This window comes from Tropicimonas sp. TH_r6 (assembly GCF_033101155.1).
Taxonomy (GTDB): Bacteria; Pseudomonadota; Alphaproteobacteria; order Rhodobacterales; family Rhodobacteraceae; genus Tropicimonas.
The window spans coordinates 1-19,375 of sequence record NZ_JAWMPX010000002.1 but is presented as its reverse complement, the minus strand read 5'-3'; the positions used below and the strand labels follow the sequence as shown (position 1 = coordinate 19,375).

General features: G+C 61.7%; 20 protein-coding genes and 1 pseudogene. 8 read left to right on the top strand and 13 right to left on the bottom strand.

All coding sequences use genetic code 11. The features are described 5' to 3' along the window. Position 1: 1 nt before the first annotated feature. From lpxA to pyrH, 11 genes are all read right to left on the bottom strand, one after another. Positions 2-799: an acyl-ACP--UDP-N-acetylglucosamine O-acyltransferase gene (gene lpxA, locus R3X27_RS02280; RefSeq protein WP_317707203.1), complete on the bottom strand. Its 798-nt coding sequence runs from the start codon at positions 797-799 to the stop codon at positions 2-4. A gap of 2 nt (positions 800-801) precedes the next feature. Then, the gene (gene fabZ, locus R3X27_RS02275) at positions 802-1,281 is read right to left on the bottom strand and encodes a 3-hydroxyacyl-ACP dehydratase FabZ (RefSeq protein WP_317707202.1); all 480 of its coding nucleotides are present in this window, start codon (positions 1,279-1,281) and stop codon (positions 802-804) included. Between the two features lie 93 nt (positions 1,282-1,374). Continuing rightward, complete coding sequence (locus tag R3X27_RS02270) at positions 1,375-2,079, bottom strand: OmpH family outer membrane protein (RefSeq protein ID WP_317707201.1); 705 nt, start codon at positions 2,077-2,079, stop codon at positions 1,375-1,377. Beyond that, entirely contained in the window at positions 2,079-4,472 is a 2,394-nt protein-coding gene (bamA, locus tag R3X27_RS02265; protein ID WP_317707200.1) for an outer membrane protein assembly factor BamA, read from the bottom strand. Before bamA ends, R3X27_RS02270 begins: the two co-directional genes overlap by 1 nt. Before the next feature lie 157 nt (positions 4,473-4,629). After that, complete coding sequence (locus R3X27_RS02260; RefSeq protein ID WP_317707199.1) at positions 4,630-4,764, bottom strand: hypothetical protein; 135 nt, start codon at positions 4,762-4,764, stop codon at positions 4,630-4,632. Between the two features lie 80 nt (positions 4,765-4,844). Next, entirely contained in the window at positions 4,845-6,182 is a 1,338-nt protein-coding gene (rseP, locus tag R3X27_RS02255; RefSeq protein ID WP_317707198.1) for an RIP metalloprotease RseP, read from the bottom strand. A 5-nt stretch (positions 6,183-6,187) separates the two neighbouring features. Beyond that, positions 6,188-7,366 (bottom strand): 1-deoxy-D-xylulose-5-phosphate reductoisomerase, encoded by a 1,179-nt coding sequence (gene dxr, locus R3X27_RS02250; RefSeq protein WP_317707197.1) that lies wholly within the window; start codon positions 7,364-7,366, stop codon positions 6,188-6,190. Beyond that, positions 7,363-8,169: a phosphatidate cytidylyltransferase gene (locus tag R3X27_RS02245; protein WP_317707196.1), complete on the bottom strand. Its 807-nt coding sequence runs from the start codon at positions 8,167-8,169 to the stop codon at positions 7,363-7,365. The genes dxr and R3X27_RS02245 overlap by 4 nt, the downstream gene beginning before the upstream one ends. Next, entirely contained in the window at positions 8,162-8,887 is a 726-nt protein-coding gene (gene uppS, locus R3X27_RS02240; RefSeq protein ID WP_317707195.1) for a polyprenyl diphosphate synthase, read from the bottom strand. Before uppS ends, R3X27_RS02245 begins: the two co-directional genes overlap by 8 nt. 37 nt (positions 8,888-8,924) lie before the next feature. Continuing rightward, on the bottom strand, positions 8,925-9,491 hold the full coding sequence (frr, locus tag R3X27_RS02235) for a ribosome recycling factor (protein WP_317707194.1): 567 nt from the start codon (positions 9,489-9,491) through the stop codon (positions 8,925-8,927). Positions 9,492-9,794: 303 nt separating this feature from the next. After that, positions 9,795-10,532: a UMP kinase gene (gene pyrH / locus R3X27_RS02230; protein ID WP_317707193.1), complete on the bottom strand. Its 738-nt coding sequence runs from the start codon at positions 10,530-10,532 to the stop codon at positions 9,795-9,797. A 76-nt stretch (positions 10,533-10,608) separates the two neighbouring features. On the opposite strand from pyrH, the gene miaA reads away from it, so the two are divergent. From miaA to fabG, 3 genes are all read left to right on the top strand, one after another. Then, on the top strand, positions 10,609-11,478 hold the full coding sequence (gene miaA / locus R3X27_RS02225; RefSeq protein ID WP_317707192.1) for a tRNA (adenosine(37)-N6)-dimethylallyltransferase MiaA: 870 nt from the start codon (positions 10,609-10,611) through the stop codon (positions 11,476-11,478). Between the two features lie 253 nt (positions 11,479-11,731). Continuing rightward, positions 11,732-12,538 (top strand): AraC family transcriptional regulator, encoded by an 807-nt coding sequence (locus R3X27_RS02220; protein ID WP_317707191.1) that lies wholly within the window; start codon positions 11,732-11,734, stop codon positions 12,536-12,538. A 106-nt stretch (positions 12,539-12,644) separates the two neighbouring features. Next, on the top strand, positions 12,645-13,382 hold the full coding sequence (fabG, locus tag R3X27_RS02215) for a 3-oxoacyl-[acyl-carrier-protein] reductase (RefSeq protein WP_317707190.1): 738 nt from the start codon (positions 12,645-12,647) through the stop codon (positions 13,380-13,382). Between the two features lie 159 nt (positions 13,383-13,541). On the opposite strand, the gene R3X27_RS02210 is transcribed toward fabG, so the two are convergent. Beyond that, the gene (locus R3X27_RS02210) at positions 13,542-14,432 is read right to left on the bottom strand and encodes an AraC family transcriptional regulator (RefSeq protein ID WP_317707189.1); all 891 of its coding nucleotides are present in this window, start codon (positions 14,430-14,432) and stop codon (positions 13,542-13,544) included. 157 nt (positions 14,433-14,589) lie between these two features. On the opposite strand from R3X27_RS02210, the gene R3X27_RS02205 reads away from it, so the two are divergent. From R3X27_RS02205 to R3X27_RS02190, 4 genes are all read left to right on the top strand, one after another. Further along, complete coding sequence (locus R3X27_RS02205; protein WP_317707188.1) at positions 14,590-15,060, top strand: hypothetical protein; 471 nt, start codon at positions 14,590-14,592, stop codon at positions 15,058-15,060. Between the two features lie 57 nt (positions 15,061-15,117). Continuing rightward, entirely contained in the window at positions 15,118-15,624 is a 507-nt protein-coding gene (locus R3X27_RS02200) for a hypothetical protein (protein ID WP_317707187.1), read from the top strand. A gap of 191 nt (positions 15,625-15,815) precedes the next feature. Beyond that, positions 15,816-16,766 (top strand): SDR family oxidoreductase, encoded by a 951-nt coding sequence (locus R3X27_RS02195; protein ID WP_317707186.1) that lies wholly within the window; start codon positions 15,816-15,818, stop codon positions 16,764-16,766. A 36-nt stretch (positions 16,767-16,802) separates the two neighbouring features. After that, positions 16,803-17,615, top strand: a complete 813-nt coding sequence (locus tag R3X27_RS02190; RefSeq protein WP_317707185.1) for an SDR family oxidoreductase — start codon at positions 16,803-16,805, stop codon at positions 17,613-17,615. Positions 17,616-17,778: 163 nt separating this feature from the next. Here R3X27_RS02190 and R3X27_RS02185 read toward each other — a convergent pair. Beyond that, positions 17,779-18,061, bottom strand: a pseudogene (locus tag R3X27_RS02185) (transposase); the annotation flags it as partial. Positions 18,062-18,405: 344 nt separating this feature from the next. Between R3X27_RS02185 and purU the strand changes: the two are divergent. Continuing rightward, positions 18,406-19,290: a formyltetrahydrofolate deformylase gene (gene purU / locus R3X27_RS02180; protein ID WP_317707184.1), complete on the top strand. Its 885-nt coding sequence runs from the start codon at positions 18,406-18,408 to the stop codon at positions 19,288-19,290. Positions 19,291-19,375 lie beyond the last annotated feature (85 nt).

The following is a 19,375-nucleotide window of genomic DNA, read 5'->3' as shown; positions in this document are numbered from 1 at the left end:
CCTATTCCGGCTGGTGAAAGTTGCGGTCGCTGTCTCCGGTGATGAAGGCAACGATCTGCCGGACATAGTCGCTGTCGGAGGCCTCGCCCAAAGCCGCGGCGCGCTCCTTGAAGGTCCCGCCCTCGGCGGCCAGTGCCTTGTAGGCGGCACGCAGCTCGGCGATGTCGATCCGTTCCAGCCCGCGTCGCTTCAGCCCGACCAGGTTCAGCCCGACGAGATGTCCGGCCGGCCCCTGGACCTGCCCGAAGGGGATCACGTCCTTTTCGATCTTGGTCAGGCCGCCGATGATGGCTCCCTTCCCGATCCGTACCCATTGATGCACGCCTGAAAGCCCGCCGATGATCACGTCATCGCCGATATGGCAATGCCCGGCGAGTCCGGAATTATTGACCATGATGACGCGATTTCCGACCTGGCAGTCATGCGCGATATGGGTGCCGGCCATCAGCAGGCAGTCATCGCCAACACGGGTGACGCCGCCGCCGCCCTCAGTGCCCGGGTTGATCGTCACATGTTCGCGAATCCGGTTGCGGGCGCCAATGACAAGCTTGGTGTCCTCGCCATGGAATTTCAGGTCCTGCGGGATCTCCCCGATCACCGAAAAAGGGAAGATCACGGTCTCCGCGCCGATCTCGGTATCGCCGGTGATGACGACATGGGATTTGACGACCACGCGCTCGCCGAGCCGGACCTTCGGACCAATGACGGCAAACGGACCGATGCTGACCCCCGGCCCGATCTCCGCGGCCTCATCGATGGCGGCCATGGGGTGGATGCGGGCGGTTGCGTCAATGGCCATGCTCAGCCCTCCGACTTTTCTTCTTTGGGCAGCTGGACCATGGCAGAGAACTCCGCCTCGGCCGCCAGCTCGCCATTGACCATCGCCTTGCCCTCGAACTTGCCGATCCGGGACCCCGCACGCTTGATGGAGACATGCAGCTCAAGCACATCCCCGGGCACCACCGGGCGACGGAACTTCGCCTTGTCCACGGTGGTGAAGTAGATCATCAGCTCCTCGGTGATCCCGCGCGAGAGACCGACCAGCACCGCCGAGGTCTGGGCCATCGCCTCGATCACCAGCACGCCCGGCATGACCGGATGACCAGGGAAATGACCCTGGAAATGCGGCTCGTTGAAGGTCACGTTCTTGATGCCGACAGCGCTCTTGCCCGGTTCGATATCCCGCACATGGTCGACCAGCAGAAAGGGGTAGCGATGGGGAAGAATCTTCAGGATTGTCTCGTGATCCGCCTCAAGAAGCGGGCTGTTCTCTTCGGTCATTTCGTCGGCTGCCTTTGTCTCTTCTTTCCACCGCGCCCGCGGCTTCCCGGCGTCCTACACCGCCACTCCCGTCACGGCAAGCGCGGCCATATGTCAACCCTCGTCCGGGCTCTCCTGCGTCCCCTCCGGCGCGAGCGGCTCCGGTTGCTCCGGGCTCTGCGATGTCTTGCCGTCTGTGGCCGGCGCCGGAGTCACGACCGGTCCGGTTGTTTCCGATGTCAGGCCGTCGCCCAATACCTCGTCGATCCGGGCAATCGCGAGGTCCGTCACGTCGATGGAATCCGCCGAGAGGATCACCGCACGATCATCCAGCAACGCAACCGCCCCGGTCTCGCGCACGATCTCCGACAGGATCGGCAGGATACGTCCGGTGAAAACCCGGCGCTCAAGATCCCGCCGGCGCTGCAGCGCCGTGATCCGGGCATCCTGATCCTTGCGAAGCTCGACCACCTTGGTGTCGAAGGCATCGGCCAGCGCGCGGAATTCTGCCGCCGGCATCTGCTTGCGCTTCTCGGTCAGCTCAAGTTCCTCGGCCGTCAGCGTCTCGGTCAGCGCCCGGTTTCGCTGCGCCAACGTGTCTGACGCCTCTTCAATCTCCTGCAGGAGGCGTTTGCCGAAGAGCGTTTCGGAATAGATCCGGTCCTGATCCAGCGTCAGCACGGCCGAACTGATCGGGGCGGAGGGCGAGAAGACCTGCGCGGTCGCAGGCCCCGAAAACAGCTGCGCGCCAGCCACAAGGGCCAGCGCGAGCGTCAGGACCCGGCGCGACGCGCGGCGCTCTGCGAAGCGCCGCCGCATCAGAAGGTCGTCGAGACGGTGAACTCGAAGTTCTGCTCCTCGTCGTAATCCTCTTTCAGCAGAGGTTGCGAGAAGTTGAACCGGAGCGGGCCAAGTGGTGAATCCCAGAGCAAGGCGACACCGAGCGCAGAACGCAGGTAGTACTCGTCATCCACTTCGTCATCCCCATCCGGGCCACCTGCCGTGTCATCCAGCCCCCAGACCGAGCCAATATCCCAGAACAGCCCGCCATTGATGCCGTATTCTTCGGGCAGGCCAATCGGGAACTCGGCCTCGAAACGAGCCACGGCGAACAGATTGCCGCCCAGAACGTCTTCGTTGTCGACATTAAGGTCGCGCGGGCCAACGCCATTCGGCTCGAAGCCGCGAATCTTGTTGGACAGCGTGTAGCGCTCGAAGATCCGGCTGTTGCCGCCCGAATAAGCGACGGCGCCGCCTTCGATCTCGGCCCGCAATGTCAGATCCTCGTTGAACAGTTGCCGCTTGGCGCGGGCCAGCGCTTCCGTGCGCACAAAGCTCGCCCCATCCTCGCGGCCGCCGAAATCCTGGCGGAAACGCAGGAAGATGCCGCCGCGCGGATCGAGCCCGGTGTTGAGCGTGTCGAAGATATAGGAGTAGCCGACCGAGAACGAGGTGAGCCCGCCCATCTCCTCTTCCGACTCTAGGATGAAGGAGGAGCCGGCATCATCATCATCATCCTCGTCATCTCCGGTATCGACACCGTGCAGCTTGCCGTAATCGGCGCTGAACCGCAGGCCGAGGCTCGAATTCTCGGTCAACGGGAAGGTGAAGGAGGGCGCGAACCTGCCACGATCCGTGTCGTAGGACGAGTTGTCCTGCTCGGTCGTCCGGTAATAGGCGTTCAACCCGAAGGTCACGTCCCGTTCGAGGAAAGCCGGCTCGATGAAGTTGAAGCTGAAGCTCGTGGTCGACCCGGTGGCGCCGAGGCTGGCGCTCAACACCTGGCCGCGCCCGAGGAAGTTCCGCTCCGAGAAGGAGAAGTTGAAACCGAGGCCGTCATTGGTTCCATAGCTGGCACCAAAGCCGAGCGAGCCGGTCGCCCGCTCTTCGACATCGACATCGACAACCACGAGATCGCCGCGCGAGCCCTCGCGGGCCTCGACCTGGGAATCGCTGAAGAAGCCGAGCGCGCGGATGCGTTCGGCGCCCTCGCGGATCTCCCGGGCATTGAACGGGTCGCCCTCAACCACGTCGAATTGTCGGCGAACGACGCGGTCCAGTGTCGTGGTGTTGCCCTCGATATCGATCCGCTCGACGAAGATGCGCGGGCCGCGGCTGATGACGTATTCGACATCGAGCGTCAGGTCGCGGTCATTGCGGGTGACGCGCGGCGTCACACGGATGAAGTCAAGCCCCTCCCGCGTGGCCAGCCGCTCCAACCGGGCGATATCCGTATCGATCGGCACCGGGGAATAGACCCGTCCGGACCTGAGCTTGGCAGCGGCGATGAAGGCATCGATATCGACATCCGCTTCCTCGGAGCTGACCGAGACATCGCCGATGCGGAACTGCTGCCCCTCGCGGACATTGAACGTCACGAGATAGCCGCGGCGGTTGCGGTCAATCTCGGCGGTGGTCGAAAGCACCTCGAAATCAACGTAACCGCGGTTGTTGTAGAAATCCTTCAGCAGCTGCTTGTCATATTCCAGCCGGTCTTCGACCAGCGTATCGCGCTTCACCAGCGCCCGGAAAACGCCGGCCTGCTTGGTGTCCAGCGCCCGGCGCAGCCGGGATTCGGAAAAGGACCGGTTGCCGACAAAGGAAAGCCGTTCGATCTCGGAGACCCGGCCTTCCTGAATCTCGAAGACCAGATCGACGCGGTTATCCGAACGGCGGATGATCTTCGGCGTCACGGAGGCGGCGATGCGGCCGCCCTGGCGATAGGCTTCCGCGATGTTGGCGGCGTCGGCTTCTGCCACGGAGGGCGAATAGACCCGGCGCGAGCGCGACTCGATGATCGTGGAGATATTCTCGTCATTGATGCGTCGGTTGCCTTCGAAGGCAATGACATTGATCGTCGGGTATTCCTGCACCTTGATGACCAGGGTGTTTCCACGCGGTTCAAGCTCGACGCTTTCGAACAGGCCGGAACCGGCAATGCTTTGATAAGCATCGTTGAGCTCGGCGGCGGAAACCGTGTCGCCCTTGCCGATCCCGGCATAGGTGGCGATGGTCGATGCATCGACCCGCTGGTTTCCCTGGATATCGAGCTGGCTGAAACTGTAGCTCTGCGCCAGCACCATGAGCGGGGCAAGCCCGCCCGACACTGCGAGAACCCCAGCGACAGCGAGCGCCGCAATCCGTGAAGTTGTCCCCATTATACCGCTCTTTCGGGCGGTCATGTCTGCGCCGCCCGTTTTCCTGTTTGTCATGCCGTCGCTCCCAGGCGCGAGGTTCTTTAAATCAAGACCTAGCTAGCGGGCTTCGACTGCCTTGTCAAAACGACAAAGGGCGCCGCCTCATGCGTCGCCCTTTTCTGGCAACATCGGCGAAAATCCGCCGTCTGCCATTTCCTGTTTCCCCGACTTGTCAGCCGGTGATGAAAGTGCCGAGTGCGGCCCCGGTCATCAGCGCGGCAGCAATGGTGCCGATGTAGAAAAAACGATCCCAGTTGAGCTGCACCAGAAGGCTGATGGAGCGGTATCCGGCTGTCATGGTCTGCATGGGTCACCCCTCTCGTGCAATTTCTCGTCAAGAAGGAGACTACGCAAGGAATGTGTCCAGATTTGGGCGCAAACCACGTGCTACGGGCAGAACAGGTCGTTTGTCAGGGCAAAAACCATCAGCGACAGCATCAGCGTGAGCCCGACCCCCATCAGCACCCGCAACGCGGCATCGCTCGGCGGCCGCCCTGTGATCGCCTCGTAGAGGTGGAAGGTCAGGTGCCCCCCATCGAGGACCGGGATCGGGAAGAGGTTCAGCATCCCGACCGCGGTAGACAGCACCGCTATCAACCAAATGAAAGAATCGCTCCCCTGACTAGCTGCGTCGCCGGCAGCCTCGGCGATGCCAATCGGACCGCTAAGGTTACACGTGGAAATCTTTCCTGTGACCATGTGCCAAAGCCCGGAGAGCGAGTTCTCAACGATAAACCATGTCCGCTCGGCACCATATTGTGCCGACTCCCAGAGCCCGGGCGTTTCGGTCGCAGGGGTAAAGAGCAGTCCACCGGTGATTCCCACCAGCCAGCGAGTCTCGAACCCGCCATCACCCGTCGGCAAATCGACCGGGCGTGGCGCCAGCGTCACCTGCATCTCGGCCCCCTCGCGCCAGACATCGAGCGTCAACTCACGCCCGTCAGACGCCGAAACACGGTCCTGCATCTGCTTGAAGGCCGTGATCTTTTCGCCGTCGATCGCGGTGATCACATCGCCGATCTCGATCCCCGCATCCATCGCCGCCGACCCGGCCTGCAGCCCATCGACCATTGGCGGGAATGGGAAGGGTCCGTCGATTTTCGCCGCATCCCCTGCCCGCTCAATCTCGTAGGAAACGGTTTCCGCGATCTCCAGACCGCGCACCGCTTCGAAGAACCCGGCATAGTCGCTAGTCTCCGCCCCGCCTACGGCGAGGATCGCGTCACCGGGAAGCAGCGCCTGCACAGTCTCCGGCATCGGCTTCAGCGTGCCGATCTCGATCGGTTCCTTCGGCGTGCCCTGCACCAGCGCCATGCTGGAGAAAACCAGAATCGACAGGATGAAATTGAAGGCCGGCCCCGCGGCAACCGTCGCGGCCCGCGCCCAGAGCGGCGCACCATGCATGGTGTGGCGCTTCTCGTCCTCGTCGAGATCGTCATAGTCGTCCGAGGCCTTGTCCGAAGCCGCGCTCGCATCCCCGAGGAATTTCACATAGCCGCCAAAAGGCAAGGCGGCGACCTGCCATTGCGTGCCGTGCTTGTCGGTCCGCTTCAGCAGCACCGGACCGAAGCCGATGGAGAAGACCTCCGCCTTGATGCCCGACCAACGGCCGACGATGTAGTGGCCATATTCATGCACGAAGACGATGACGCTGAGCGCCACGACAAAGGCCGCAATATACCAGAGAAGCCCTCCGAACTGGGGAATGATCGTCGCAAAATCCATATTGCTCAGGCGTCCATATTGATCCGGGATGCGGCCTCGGCCGCGCGTATCCGAGCGACATGATCGGTTTCGATGACATCTTCAAGGCGCATCCGGTCACATTTCAGGGCGTTCTCGCGATCCATCGCGTGAAGAACCTCCTCAACCACCGCCGCCATGTCCGTGAAGCGGATCTCGCGGGCAAGGAACGCGTCCAGGGCCTGCTCCTTGGCGGCGTTGAACACCGCGCCCGACAGCCCGCGTATTTCCATGACCTCGCGGGCCAGCCGCAGCGCCGGCCAGCGCGCATCGCAAGGCGCCCGAAATTCCAGCGTTCCCACCTTCGCCAGGTCCAACCGGTCGACCGGAAGGTCGCGGCGTTCGGGATAATGCAGCGCATAACCGATCGCATGGCGCATATCTGGCGGTCCGACATGGGCCATCAGCGCCCCGTCCTTGAACCCGACCATTGCGTGGACCAGCGACTGCGGATGCACGAGCACCTCGATCTGTTCCGGCAAAAAGCCAAAAAACTCTCGAGTCTCAATAAGTTCGAGAGACTTGTTGAACATAGAAGCGGAATCGACCGTGATCCGCTGCCCCATATCCCAATTGGGATGGGTGCTCGCCTGTTCCGGCGTCGCCTTGGGAAGATCCTCCAGCGGCCAGTCCCGGAAAGCTCCGCCCGAGGCGGTGATGATCACCCGTTCGACCTCGGAAATCTCTTCTCCAACAAGTGCTTGCCAGACCGCACTGTGCTCGCTGTCCACCGGCAGAACGTCCGAGCCATGCGCATGCGCGGTCCGCATCAGCAGCTCACCGGCACAGACCAGCGATTCCTTGTTGGCCAGCGCCAGCACCGCGCCCTGCTCCAGCGCTTTCAGCCCGGGCACCAGCCCCGCCGACCCGACAATGGCCGACATGACCCAGTCCGCGGGCCGTTCCGCTGCCTCGGCAATCGCCTTCGGCCCTGCGGCCACTTCGATTCCCGTGCCTGAAAGAAGCTCCGCAAGCTCCTGTCTATATTCTGGAAAGCAGGTCACGACGAGCTTGGCATTCAAGGCCACGGCCTGCTCTGCCAACCGCGCGATATTGCGTCCGCCCGTAAGCGCCAGAACGTCGTATTCCTCCGGCGCCCGTGCGATCAGATCCACGGTGCTCTCGCCAATCGACCCCGTGGAGCCGAAAATCGAGATGCGCCTCATATCCGCACCTCCGGCACATCCACCAGGAGCGCCAGAAGCAGCATGAAGAGCGAGGCACCCAGCAACCCGTCAAAGCGGTCGAAGAGCCCGCCATGGCCCGGAATGATCGCCGAGCTGTCCTTGACACCGAGGCGCCGCTTGAGCGCGCTCTCGGCGACATCGCCCATCTGCGAGGAGAAGGAGAGCAGCATCGAGAGCCAGATCAGGTCCCGCCCCGCATTGGTGAAGGTCAGGAAGAGCGCACCGATCACCCCCGCGCCGAGCCAGCCCGCCAACGTACCGGACCAGGTCTTCTTGGGGCTGACCGAGGGCCAGAATTTCGGCCCGCCGAAATGCCGCCCGGCGAAATAGCCCGCCACATCCGTCACCACGACGCAGATCACCATCCAGAAGAGCCAGGTCCCGCCATAGGCTTCGCGCGCCTCGACAAGCCCCCATCCGGCCACGGCAATACCGAAGGCAAACAGGAAAAAGGTGATCCTTTCCCGCGGCATGGAGAACGCACCGACAAGGGCCGGAACCACAAGGAGGAAAAGATGCCAGTCGGGCTGTTGCGGCGTGAGCGCCGAGATGGCCGAGGCCGAAAAGGCCGCCAGCAACATCGCGCCGACATCCCAGCCCGGCCGGATCATCCGCGCCAGCTCCCAGATCATCACCGCCGTGACGAAGGTGACCAGCATCTGGAACCAGATCCCGCCCAGCCGGATCGCCAACACGCCGACAATCACCATGAGCAGACCAGTCCAGGTCCGCGCGTTCAAATCTTCCCACCGCGACGGCGATGTCTTTACGGGTTCAGCCAAGGACCGCTCCATAGCGCCGTTCGCGCTTTCCATAACCTGAGAGGACTTTCGCGAATTTCTCCGCGGTGAAATCGGGCCAGAGCGTATCGACGAACTCGTATTCCGCATAGGCCGACTGCCAGAGCAGGAAATTGGAAATCCGCGCCTCCCCCGAGGTGCGGATCACCAGATCGGGATCCGGCAATGTGTGGGTGTCGAGAAAACGGCTCAGTGTCTCCGCACCGACATCGTCAGGGTCGATCCGCCCGGCCGCCACCTCATGCGCGAGCCGCCGCGTTGCGCGGGTCACCTCGTCACGCCCGCCATAGTTGAGCGCGATGGTCAGGTTGACATGGTCATTGCCCGCCGTCAGCGTTTCCAACTCGTCCATGAGCTTGACCAGCTTCGGGTCAAGGCGGTCGCGATCACCGATAAAACGGACGCGAACCCTCTTGTTCAGAAGGCGTTGCGCCTCCTTGATGATATACCGCCGGAACAGCGTCATCAGGCCCGACACTTCGGCCTGGGTCCGTTTCCAGTTCTCCGTCGAGAAAGCAAAGATGGTCAGGTACCGCACGCCGAGATCCGGGCAGGCCTCGACGATCTCGCTGACGCGGCGCGCCCCGGCCTGGTGCCCGAAAAGACGCGGACGGCCGCGGGCGGTCGCCCAACGGCCATTGCCATCCATGATGATGGCCACATGTTGGGGGGCCTGCGGGCTGCTGTCTGCGGCGGGCATCGGGCCCCCTTTCAAGATTGTCGGCATAAGCTGCAGGTCAAACCTGCATGATCTCTTCCTGCTTGTGCTCAAGCGAGGCATCGACCAGCTTGATATGCTTGTCCGTCATCTCCTGGATGTCGTCATGCCACATCTTTTCCTCGTCTTCCGGCATCCCGTCCGACTTGGCCTTCTTGAGCTTGTGCATCCCGTCCTGACGGACATTGCGGATGGCGATCCGGGCATTCTCGGCATAGGTCGCGGCGACCTTGGTCAGTTCGCGGCGGCGCTCCTCGTTCAGCTCGGGAATCGGCAGGCGGATGATCGTGCCATCGACAACCGGATTGATCCCCAGACCGCTCTCGCGCAGCGCCTTTTCGGCCTTTGACACCATGGTCTTGTCCCAGATGTTGAGCGTGATCATCCGCGGCTCGGGCACGTTCACGGTCCCCACCTGGTTGATCGGCGTCATGGAGCCATAGGCATCGACCTGGATCGGGTCCAGCATCGAGGCCGAAGCCCGGCCTGTCCGCAGCGACAGAAACTCGTTCTTCAGCGCCTTGATCGCCCCGTCCATGCGGTGCTTGATGTCGCCTACATCCGGTTCTTCATATTCAACGGTCATGTGCCTGTTCCCTCCCAAGCATCTCATTGTCGAATTGGTTCTAACGCCGGGTGAAACGCTTGTATAGGTTCCAAACCGAAACGGACCCGCCGTCCCGCGTATTGGGCCCTTTGTGTCCATGGTGTTACCGCGCAGGCACCGGGCGGATATCGGCCGCAAGCGTCGCACCGGATGCCCAAACCGGACGGCCTCGATGCACGTTTCGACCGGCCCTGCCCGGCATCGCACTCCCGAGTGCGATCCGGTCCGTCCCGTGAATGCACCGCGCGTTGCGAACGGCGTTGATGGCCTTGCTCGGGCGGATCAGCCCTGCACGCGTGTATAGGTCCCCTCGCCGGCAAGAATGCCCCGGAAACCGCCCGGCTCGTCCAGCGAGAAAACGATGATCGGAAGGTTGTTGTCGCGGGCCAGCGCGATGGCGGAGGCGTCCATGACCTTCAGGCGCTTGGTCAGCACATCGTCGAAGCTGATCGTGTCGAACCGTACCGCGTCCGGGTTGGTCACCGGGTCCTTGTCATAGATCCCGTCAACCTTGGTGCCCTTGAAGATCGCCTCACAAGCCATTTCATTTGCACGCAAAGTTGCCGCTGTATCGGTGGTGAAATAGGGGTTTCCGGTGCCGGCCGCGAAGATGCAGACCCGCTTTTTCTCCAGGTGCCGCACAGCGCGGCGACGGATATAGGGCTCACAGACCTCGTCCATCCGGATCGCCGAGATCACCCGGGTGAACACCCCGATCCCCTCCAGCGCCGATTGCATCGCCAGCGCGTTCATCACCGTCGCCAGCATACCCATGTAGTCGGCCGTGGTCCGCTCCATCCCCTGCGCCGAGCCAGAGAGACCGCGGAAGATATTGCCGCCCCCGATCACCATGCAGATCTCGGCGCCGAGATCATGGACCGACTTGACCTCCCGCGCGATGCGCTCGACCGTCGGCGGGTGCAGGCCGTAGCCCTGGTCGCCCATCAGGGCCTCGCCGGAGATTTTCAGAAGGACCCTGCGATAGGCCGGTTTCGGTTGATCCTCGGTTTCGTCGAGCATATCAAAATCCCCTGATCTAGTTCCGGCGTCTTCCTGTCGGAAAACGTCCCGCTCCGCAACCGTCAAGGCGCCGCGAATGCCCCTCAACGTGAAGGAAATCGACCCCGAGCGCCCCGTGCTCATCGCTGGCCCCACGGCCAGCGGCAAGTCGGCGCTCGCGCTCGAAATCGCGGAAAAACAGGGCGGTATCGTAGTAAACGCGGACGCGTTGCAGGTCTATGCCAATTGGCGCGTGCTGACGGCGCGCCCCCCCGACGAGGATCTCGCCCGCGCGCCCCACGCGCTTTACGGTCACATTGGGCGGTTCGAGACGTATTCGGTCGGCCACTGGCTGCGCGAGATCGCAGCATGCCTTGCCGGCACGGAGCGGCTCATCATCACCGGCGGCACGGGTCTCTATTTTACCGCCCTCACCGAAGGATTGGCCGAGATCCCGCCGGTTCCGGCCGAGACCCGTGCGCAGGGCGATGCCCTCGACCGCGAGGAGATGCTGGCGGCACTGGACGCCGAGACACGCGACCGGATCGACCCCGCGAACCGTGCCCGTGTGCAACGCGCCTGGGAAGTGTTGACGGCCACCGGACGCGGGCTTGCCTCCTGGCAGGTGGCCACGCCGCCGCCACTCCTGCCACTCGCGACGGCCCAACCCATCCTTGTCGACGCGCCCAGGGACTGGCTGACGCCCCGGATCGAGCGCCGTTTCGACCTGATGCTCGCCGCCGGCGCGCTCGACGAGGCCCGGGCCAATCTCGACTTCTGGGATCCGGCCCTGCCCTCCTCACGCGCCATCGGCGCACCGGAGCTGATCGCGCATCTGCGCGGCGAGATGGACCTGGACGCGGCGCGCGAGGCAGCCTGTATCGCCACGCGCCGCTATGCCAAGCGGCAGCGGACATGGTTCCGGGCCCGGATGAAGGCCTGGCGACAGGTGTCTTTCACGGATTGAGCCGCACTCCGTGCGGGCAGCTCGTGGCAGGGATTCCGCTTCGCTCTTCCGCTCCGCACCGGTGTTCCAGCCCGCGCGCACCGCCCATTGGCGGGAAATCCGGGCCGCTGGCCTTCCCGCGCGAGGCCGCCTGCGCTTGAAAACGTTCAAATCCGGCCCCCCTCGCAGAATCCCGACATCAAATCCCTTGATTCGCAGTTATCCACAAGGCAGACAGGAAGAAATCGAACCCCAGCTGCCCGAGGTTCTGCCAATGTCCATTCTGCCCGCCGCCCCTGTCGGCCCGGTTCGGCTTGCGCCGATGCAACGTCTCACCGTTGGTGGCCGCTGGCGCACCGAGGCGATGCGCTCCTATCGCATGCCGGTTCTCTACTGGTTCACCCGCGGCCAGGGTCGGATCACGGTGGCCGGATTGACGCGTGGCTACGGTCCCCACAATGCCGTCTATGTCCCGCCCCGCACGATGCATGGCTTCGAGGTGTCGACACAGGTCTATGGCACCGCCGTGTTCTTCAACGAGGCCGAAGAGCTCGGGCTTGCCAAGGAGTCCTACCACCTGCGCATCCGCGACGTACGCAAACAGGCCGAAATTACCGGCCTGCTCGAAAGCCTCCAACGTGAGATCGACGACGAACGCCCGATGAAGAACCGGGCCATCGCCCATTATGGCGGGCTGCTCTCCGTCTGGCTTGACCGTCAGCGTTTCGAGGCCGAGGACAAGCCCGATGACAGCGCCGCCCGCGCGCTCGTGCGCCGCTATACCGAGGCCATCGAGGAACAGCTTTATACCGGTCAATCGGTGGGCGACTACGCCGAGACCCTTGGCGTGACGGCGACGCATCTGAGCCGGGTCTGCAACCAGACCTGCGGCCGCCCGGCCTCCGAGCTTCTGGCCGACCGTCTGACCTTCGAAGCCCGCCGCCTGCTGCTCGACACATCGCTGCCCGTCAAGCGCGTGGCCGAGGTCCTGGGCTACAATTCGGCCGCCTATTTTACCCGCGCCTTCCACAACCGCACGGGCCAGACCCCGACCGAGTTCCGCGACGCGCGCCGCGTCTGACGGGATCGTCCTTGCGCTCACGCCGCAAAAGCCCGTTGCGGGGCGGCAAGCGGCATGGCATGGCTCTGGGCAACGCTTCGGGAATTGACGGCAAGGAGATGGGCCAATGTTTGACCTCACTGGAAAAACCGCACTGGTAACGGGCGCTTCGGGCGGCATCGGCGGCGCCATCGCCAAGGCGCTGCATGGCGCGGGCGCGACGGTCGGGCTCTCCGGAACCCGGGTCGAACCGCTGGAAGCACTGGCGGCCGAGTTGGGCGAGCGCGCCCATGTGCTGCCCTGCAATCTCGGCGACGCGGAGGCGGTCGATGCGCTGCCCAAGGCGGCCATCGCGGCGATGGGCGGGCTGGATATCCTCGTCAACAATGCCGGCATCACCCGCGACCAGATCTTCATGCGCATGTCCGACGAGGAATGGGCGCAGGTGCTCGACGTGAACCTGACCTCGACCATGCGGCTCTGCCGGGGCGTGATGCGGCCGATGATGAAGAAACGCTGGGGGCGGATCGTCAACATCTCCTCCATCGTCGGCGCAACCGGCAATCCGGGACAGGCGAACTATGCCGCCTCCAAGGCCGGCATGATCGGGCTGACCAAATCCATCGCCTATGAGGTCGCCAGCCGCGGCATCACCGCCAACGCAGTTGCCCCCGGCTTCATCGCCACCGCGATGACCGACAAGCTGACCGACGATCAGAAAGCGGCGATCAACACCAAGATCCCAGCCGCGCGAATGGGCGAAGCCGAGGAGATCGCGGCCGCCGTTCTCTACCTCGCCAGCCCCGAGGCCGGCTATGTCACCGGCGCGACACTGCATGTGAATGGCGGGATGGCGATGCTCTGAGAAGAGCCACGCATCGATTCCCACTGGAATGCTCCCTTTGCGGACATACCTGCGTTCCAATTGGCACGATGCAATGTCTGCTTCCTGTCGGGTGATCTGGTAGTACCCACCGTTTAGCCCCCAAGACCATCGAAGTTGGTCAAAATGTAGGTACGTCCGTTAGGCGATCCCCGCAGGGAGTTGCTGTGAGTGGTTCCATTGTCTGGGGGACTGCCCATACATGCGTTTGAATTCCCGGCTGAACTGGGAGGAACTCACGTAACCCACATCCATCGCGGCTTCACTCACGGTCTTTCCCCCGGCAATCTTCATGGCGGCATTATTCAGCCGCATCGACTTCACGAACTGGATGGGTGACATCGTCGTTGCCTGCTTGAACCGACGGTGGAACACGGCACGGCTCATGCCGACCTGAGAGGCCATGTCGTCGATGGTTATCGAATCCGAGAGGTGGGTGGACAGGTAGTCGATGGTCCGCGCGATCTCGTTGCCGACGCCGAAGGCGCGCCGCGCGGAAGCCCCCGCCTCGCCCTTCAGCACGGCGTAATAGAGCTCGCGCAGCCGCCCCTCGCCAAGTACCGCCGTGTCCGCCGGGCTGTCTAGCAGCTCCAGGAGCCTGAGCAACGCCTGGGCGAAGCCCGCGTCCCAACGCGCCAGCGCCAGCCCTCGCGGGGCCGCGCCATCTGGCTTGCGGATGACGCCGGCAGCGGTCTCCATCTCGATGGACAGCTCGGTCATCATCCGCCCATCGATGGAGATATACACGCCGAGCATAGGGGTCTCCGGTGAAGCCCGCGGTGTGCCTGCCTCCACCGGCATCGTCATCGGGCAAAGCATGTATTGGCTGCTGTCGTAGACGTGCCGATGGCCGTCGAGGATGGCTTCCTTCTCCCCGCTGACGATGGCTACAACGGTGGGCTCGTAGACCGCAGGCGCACAGGGCATTGATTCAGTCACCCGGAAAAGGTGCACGCCCTTCAACGTGGTTTCTACGAGGCCGGCCTTGGGAAGGCGGCGATCAATCAGCTTTCTGATTTGTTCTTTACTCATAGCGTCAAGCTGGCACGGCAAATGGCACTTTACAATGAGTTTGAGACAATCAGGCATGTAATCAGGACGATCCGGCCTATTTCCTCCCCGTATCGAGCATTATCCATCTTCTCAAGATGAGTTCAGATATCCGGCAAGTGCCGGAAGGAGGGCGGAAATGGACTACATGCCCGACACTAGGAAAATGCGCTCTGAGATCGAGCACTTCTACCTCGGCTTCGACCGGAAGAAGTTCTGGGACATGTACGTGGATTACGAAGCCTGCTCGAGGTTTGACATCCTGCCGAGTGAGATTTCCATCGTCAAACCCGGTGATGGGCACCCCATGGGAAAAGGCGCGGTCCGCAAGGTTGTTTCCGGGGCAATGATCATCATCGAGGTTATTGTCGGTTTTCGGCCGCCGGAGTATTTCAGCTACGCCTCGCGCAATGATGCCATGCCGGTAAATGATCTTGCTGGCGAGTTGTTCCTTGAAGAGCGACCGGAAGGACTGCTTGCGCGATACAAGAGCGCCTTCAACGCAGGGTATTTCGGAACCGGCTGGTTCTTTCGAATTCTGTTCCGCAGGGGGCAGGCAGCTGCCCTTCAGGGTCTCGGACAGGCCGATGCAGAACGATACAATTCTTGAGGTCCAGCCCCTTCCGGCCAGGACCTCTTTGTTTCCTTACCAATGGTGGGCAATGACATGGAAATACTGAAAACATCTATCGACTGGACCAAGGCCGAAATGCTTTCGTCTGCTTTCTTCGTCCTCTTTGGAGCGATGTTCATATCAGGAAGTCTGGGCTTTTGGCAGTTGGGAAAAACCGATGTCGCCAGGGCCTATGTGATTCCGGCGTTGATTGCCGGTTTATTGCTTCTGATACTCGGAGTCGGACTGTTTATTCAAAGCAAGGAACGGGTCACAGGTTTCGAAACCGCCTACAACAGTGATGCGTCGGCCTTTGTCGCGTCGGAAATCGAGCGCGCCGACCAGGGTCTCGGCCAATATCGCATCGCGGTGTTCCGTGTCATGCCCCAGATCATCGCGGTTTGCGCCATGTTGCTCCTGTTTCTGGAAGCTCCGGTCCTGCGGGCGAGCCTGATTGTCACCATCGCGATGATGTCGGTCCTTCTGCTGATCGATACCAACGCCAGTGCGCGGCTCGAAATATATCAGGAGAAGCTGCGCGCTGTAGAGCGCGCCGGGTGAACCCCTTTTCTGGCCCTTTCGGGCGCGAGGGCTGCTCAAGGCGCTGAACAGAGTTCTTTCAACATAAGACACAAATAGGCAAGTATTCGCAATTAATGAGCCTTATTTAGATTGTCCTCGATTTTTATAATCAAGTTCAAGACGAAACAATAGCACGCAAGTCGCCAGTCAGAGCTGGCCGGAGAAAGAAAATGGCTGACACGACATTTGGACCCAACGGTTGGACCCCGGAACGCTTGGGGAACCTCAAAGGCAAAACCTATCTCATCACCGGCGCCAATGCGGGCGCAGGATTTCAGGCCGCGCGGACGCTTTTGAACAAGGGCGCTAAGGTGGTGATGCTGAACCGCTCGGTCAAAAAATCGAAAGCCGCCATCGCGGCGCTGAAAGACGAATTCGGCATCGGCGTGGATGTCAGCTTTATCCGAATGGACCTCGCCTCGCTGGCAAGCGTGCGCGAAGCGGCGGCTGAGGTTTTGAAGACAGTCCCGCAGATCGACGCGTTGATGTGCAACGCCGCCATCGCGCAGGTGCCTTCCCAGAAGCATACCGTGGATGGGTTTGAAAGCATGCTGGGCACCAACCACTATGGTCACTTCCTGCTGTGCGGGCTGCTTTTCGGGCGAATCGAGGAAACCAAGGGCCGGATCGTGGTCGTCAGTAGCCTTGGCTACAACATGGGGATCAAGACCATCCAGTTTGACGACATGAACTGGGACAAGAACTATCACCAGAACAAGACCTATTCGCAAAGCAAGCTGGCGCAGATGATGTTTGCCTATGAGCTGCAGGACAAGCTGGCGGAAGCAGGAAAAACGGATGTCGAGGTTTACGTCTGCCACCCCGGCTCATCACGGACATCGTTGATTAGCACCAGCGGCAACCTGATGACGCGAATTGCGTTCTGGATCATGACCAAACTGCCGATCACACAATCGGCTGAGAAAGGCTCGTGGCCCGAAGTGATGTGCGCCACCGAGGACGGGTTGGAGCAGCGCGCGCTTTATGGCCCGACTGGCCGCTCGGAGTTTGTCGGCCCCGTCGGCAGAGGCACGCTGCACCCCCACGCCTATGACAAAGCGGTCATGGAGCGGCTTTGGGAGGTTTCAGAAGAAACAATCGGGTTCGAGTGGAAGCTCTGATCCCTGATCGCAGGCAATCTAGCAAAGGAGAACGCTATGAAGGATTTCAACGGTAAGGTCGTCGTTGTCACGGGCGGAGCCACCGGCATTGGCAAGGCCATGGCCGACAGGTTTGGCGCTGAGGGCGCAAAAGTGGTTATCGCCGCCCGCCGCGAGGAGCGACTGCAAGAAGCGGTGGCTGATCTGACGGCGAAAGGCATAGAGGCACGTTACAAGACCTGCGACGTGGCCAAGCTTGACGATTTCAAAGCACTGGCGGATTTCGCTTGGGCCGAGTTCGGACAAGTCGATGTTCTCGTCAACAATGCCGGTATCGCGGGGATCCCCGAGATGCTCCTGGACTCGTCCCCTGAGTCCTATCAGCGCGTGTTCGATGTCAATGTGTTCGGCCAGCTCAATGGTATCTGGGCCTTCGGCAATCGCATGATCGCGCAGGGCACGCCGGTGATGATCCTGAACGTTGTCTCAGAGACGGGACTGTTTGTGGCAGGCCCGCTGATGGGCGGCTACGCTGTATCAAAATATGCAGGCCGCGCGATCAGTGAAGTTCTGAGGCTGGAAATGCCGAAGCATGTCCAGGTCGGTGCGATCTATCCGGGTGGCGTTCAATCGGAACTGGGTGGCAGCAAGGAGATGACCCAGATCGGCATGCCTGCAGACGAGTTCATCGACATCATCTGGCCGCAGATCGAGAACGGCGAGTTCTACATCGTCTCGCATCCCTGGGCCAAGGATTACGCCGCCGAAGACGCCGAAGTGCTCAGCAAAGCCTTCGACCGCTACGCCCCCCACTTCGACGGCGACCGCAAATACGACTCGAAGTTGCTTGCGAAGCAGATGGTCGGCTGACGGGCCGATAACCGGGGGGCACCTCCAGGCTCCCCCCTTGCGGGCCTTGAAACCGCGGCCGCGCAACAAACCCAGTTCAGTTCTTGTTCTACCAAGAAGGCAAGATTCCAATGACCACGACCCGACTGATGAACACCCCCGCTGACTACAAGAAGTTCGGCGTCAACATCACCATGATCCGGGCAAACACGCCCATGTCGCTCCTCCGCTTCCAGCGGTTGTAGAGCGTCTTGGGCGGGCCATATTCCTTTGGTGCATCACTCCAACGCAAGCCATTGCGATTGAAGAAGATAATGCCGCTCAAAACACGCCTGTCATCGACGCGTGGCTTGCCATGGCTCTTCGGAAAGTACGGTTGGAGCCGTGCAATCTGGTTCGACAGGAAAACAGTCCCCCGGACTGTTTTCGTACCTGTCTCACTCGTTCAGCCAGAAAAGATTGCTCATCACGCCCCCTGAAGTTTGGGAACTTGAATCAAGATCGCGCGGAGACCGCAACCAAATCAATGTGTCCGGAGCCTGGGGTGATGTCTCGGGTCGCCATCTGGAAAAGCAGCCATTCATCCGTCGCGCAGCATTGTTCAAATGGGCTCAATGCGGTCAGGAGAGGCGCAACACATTTTCCGGTCTCCGCAAACGGCTGCTTGGAGCAGATCGGAAACCAGCGTTCCCACGAAGAACACGGCAATGTCGCTTTCACCGCTCCACGCAGCGTTTTCGCACTTCCCTCGCATTCTGCACTGCGGCACAGATAGCTCAAATAGACTGACCTATCTTCGGAGCCCTTCCCCATGTCCCACCACGCCCTGACCGTCAAATGCGCCTCCCGGCGCGGCATCGTCGCCGCCGTCTCGGCTTTCCTCGCCGAGGCTGGTTGCAACATCACCGATGCCCATCAGTTCGATGACATGGAAACCGGCAATTTCTTCATGCGCGTTTCCTTCGACAGCGAGGAAGGCACGTCGCTGGAAACGCTGAAAACGGGTTTCCTGCCGATCTCCGAGGAATTCGGGATGGAGCATGCCTTCCACGACGCGGCGCAGAAGATGAAAGTCATCATCATGGTCTCGCGCTTCGGCCACTGCCTGAACGACCTGCTCTATCGCTGGCGCATCGGCGCGCTGCCGATCGACATCGTGGGCGTGATCTCCAACCATATGGATTACCAGAAGGTGGTCGTGAACCACGACATCCCCTTCCACTGCATCAAGGTGACCAAGGAGAACAAGCCGCAGGCGGAGGCCCAGCAGATAGCCATCGTCGAAGAGAGCGGCGCGGAGCTGATCGTGCTCGCCCGCTACATGCAGGTGCTGTCGGACCAGATGTGCCAGAAGATGTCGGGACGGATCATCAATATCCACCACTCCTTCCTGCCCTCCTTCAAGGGGGCGAACCCCTACAAGCAGGCCTATCAGCGCGGCGTCAAATTCATCGGCGCGACGTCGCATTACGTCACCGCGGATCTCGACGAGGGCCCGATCATCGAGCAGGACGTGAAGCGGCTGACCCACGCGCAATCGCCCGGGGATTATGTCTCGCTGGGCCGCGACGTGGAAAGCCTCGTGCTTTCGCGCGCGATCCACGCCCATATCCATCACCGTGTCTTCCTCAACGGAAACAAGACGGTTGTCTTCCCGGCCTCGCCGGATGGCTATCGCTCCGAACGGATGGGATAACCGTCAGCGGTCCGTCCTGAACGTCCTGAATGGCGTGCTCCGGAACGTGGCCGGGGCATCACCATTCCGTCGAAACATGCAGCGA

Excerpts from the sequence above, each read along its gene's own strand:
- lpxA (WP_317707203.1), bottom strand. The coding sequence starts at position 799 with ATGGCCATTGACGCAACCGCCCGCATCCACCCCATGGCCGCCATCGAT.
- fabZ (WP_317707202.1), bottom strand. The coding sequence starts at position 1,281 with ATGACCGAAGAGAACAGCCCGCTTCTTGAGGCGGATCACGAGACAATC.
- R3X27_RS02270 (WP_317707201.1), bottom strand. The coding sequence starts at position 2,079 with ATGCGGCGGCGCTTCGCAGAGCGCCGCGCGTCGCGCCGGGTCCTGACG.
- bamA (WP_317707200.1), bottom strand. The coding sequence starts at position 4,472 with ATGACAAACAGGAAAACGGGCGGCGCAGACATGACCGCCCGAAAGAGC.
- R3X27_RS02260 (WP_317707199.1), bottom strand. The coding sequence starts at position 4,764 with ATGCAGACCATGACAGCCGGATACCGCTCCATCAGCCTTCTGGTGCAG.
- rseP (WP_317707198.1), bottom strand. The coding sequence starts at position 6,182 with ATGGATTTTGCGACGATCATTCCCCAGTTCGGAGGGCTTCTCTGGTAT.
- dxr (WP_317707197.1), bottom strand. The coding sequence starts at position 7,366 with ATGAGGCGCATCTCGATTTTCGGCTCCACGGGGTCGATTGGCGAGAGC.
- uppS (WP_317707195.1), bottom strand. The coding sequence starts at position 8,887 with ATGCCCGCCGCAGACAGCAGCCCGCAGGCCCCCCAACATGTGGCCATC.
- frr (WP_317707194.1), bottom strand. The coding sequence starts at position 9,491 with ATGACCGTTGAATATGAAGAACCGGATGTAGGCGACATCAAGCACCGC.
- pyrH (WP_317707193.1), bottom strand. The coding sequence starts at position 10,532 with ATGCTCGACGAAACCGAGGATCAACCGAAACCGGCCTATCGCAGGGTC.
- miaA (WP_317707192.1), top strand. The coding sequence starts at position 10,609 with ATGCCCCTCAACGTGAAGGAAATCGACCCCGAGCGCCCCGTGCTCATC.
- R3X27_RS02220 (WP_317707191.1), top strand. The coding sequence starts at position 11,732 with ATGTCCATTCTGCCCGCCGCCCCTGTCGGCCCGGTTCGGCTTGCGCCG.
- fabG (WP_317707190.1), top strand. The coding sequence starts at position 12,645 with ATGTTTGACCTCACTGGAAAAACCGCACTGGTAACGGGCGCTTCGGGC.
- R3X27_RS02210 (WP_317707189.1), bottom strand. The coding sequence starts at position 14,432 with ATGAGTAAAGAACAAATCAGAAAGCTGATTGATCGCCGCCTTCCCAAG.
- R3X27_RS02205 (WP_317707188.1), top strand. The coding sequence starts at position 14,590 with ATGGACTACATGCCCGACACTAGGAAAATGCGCTCTGAGATCGAGCAC.
- R3X27_RS02200 (WP_317707187.1), top strand. The coding sequence starts at position 15,118 with ATGGAAATACTGAAAACATCTATCGACTGGACCAAGGCCGAAATGCTT.
- R3X27_RS02195 (WP_317707186.1), top strand. The coding sequence starts at position 15,816 with ATGGCTGACACGACATTTGGACCCAACGGTTGGACCCCGGAACGCTTG.
- R3X27_RS02190 (WP_317707185.1), top strand. The coding sequence starts at position 16,803 with ATGAAGGATTTCAACGGTAAGGTCGTCGTTGTCACGGGCGGAGCCACC.
- purU (WP_317707184.1), top strand. The coding sequence starts at position 18,406 with ATGTCCCACCACGCCCTGACCGTCAAATGCGCCTCCCGGCGCGGCATC.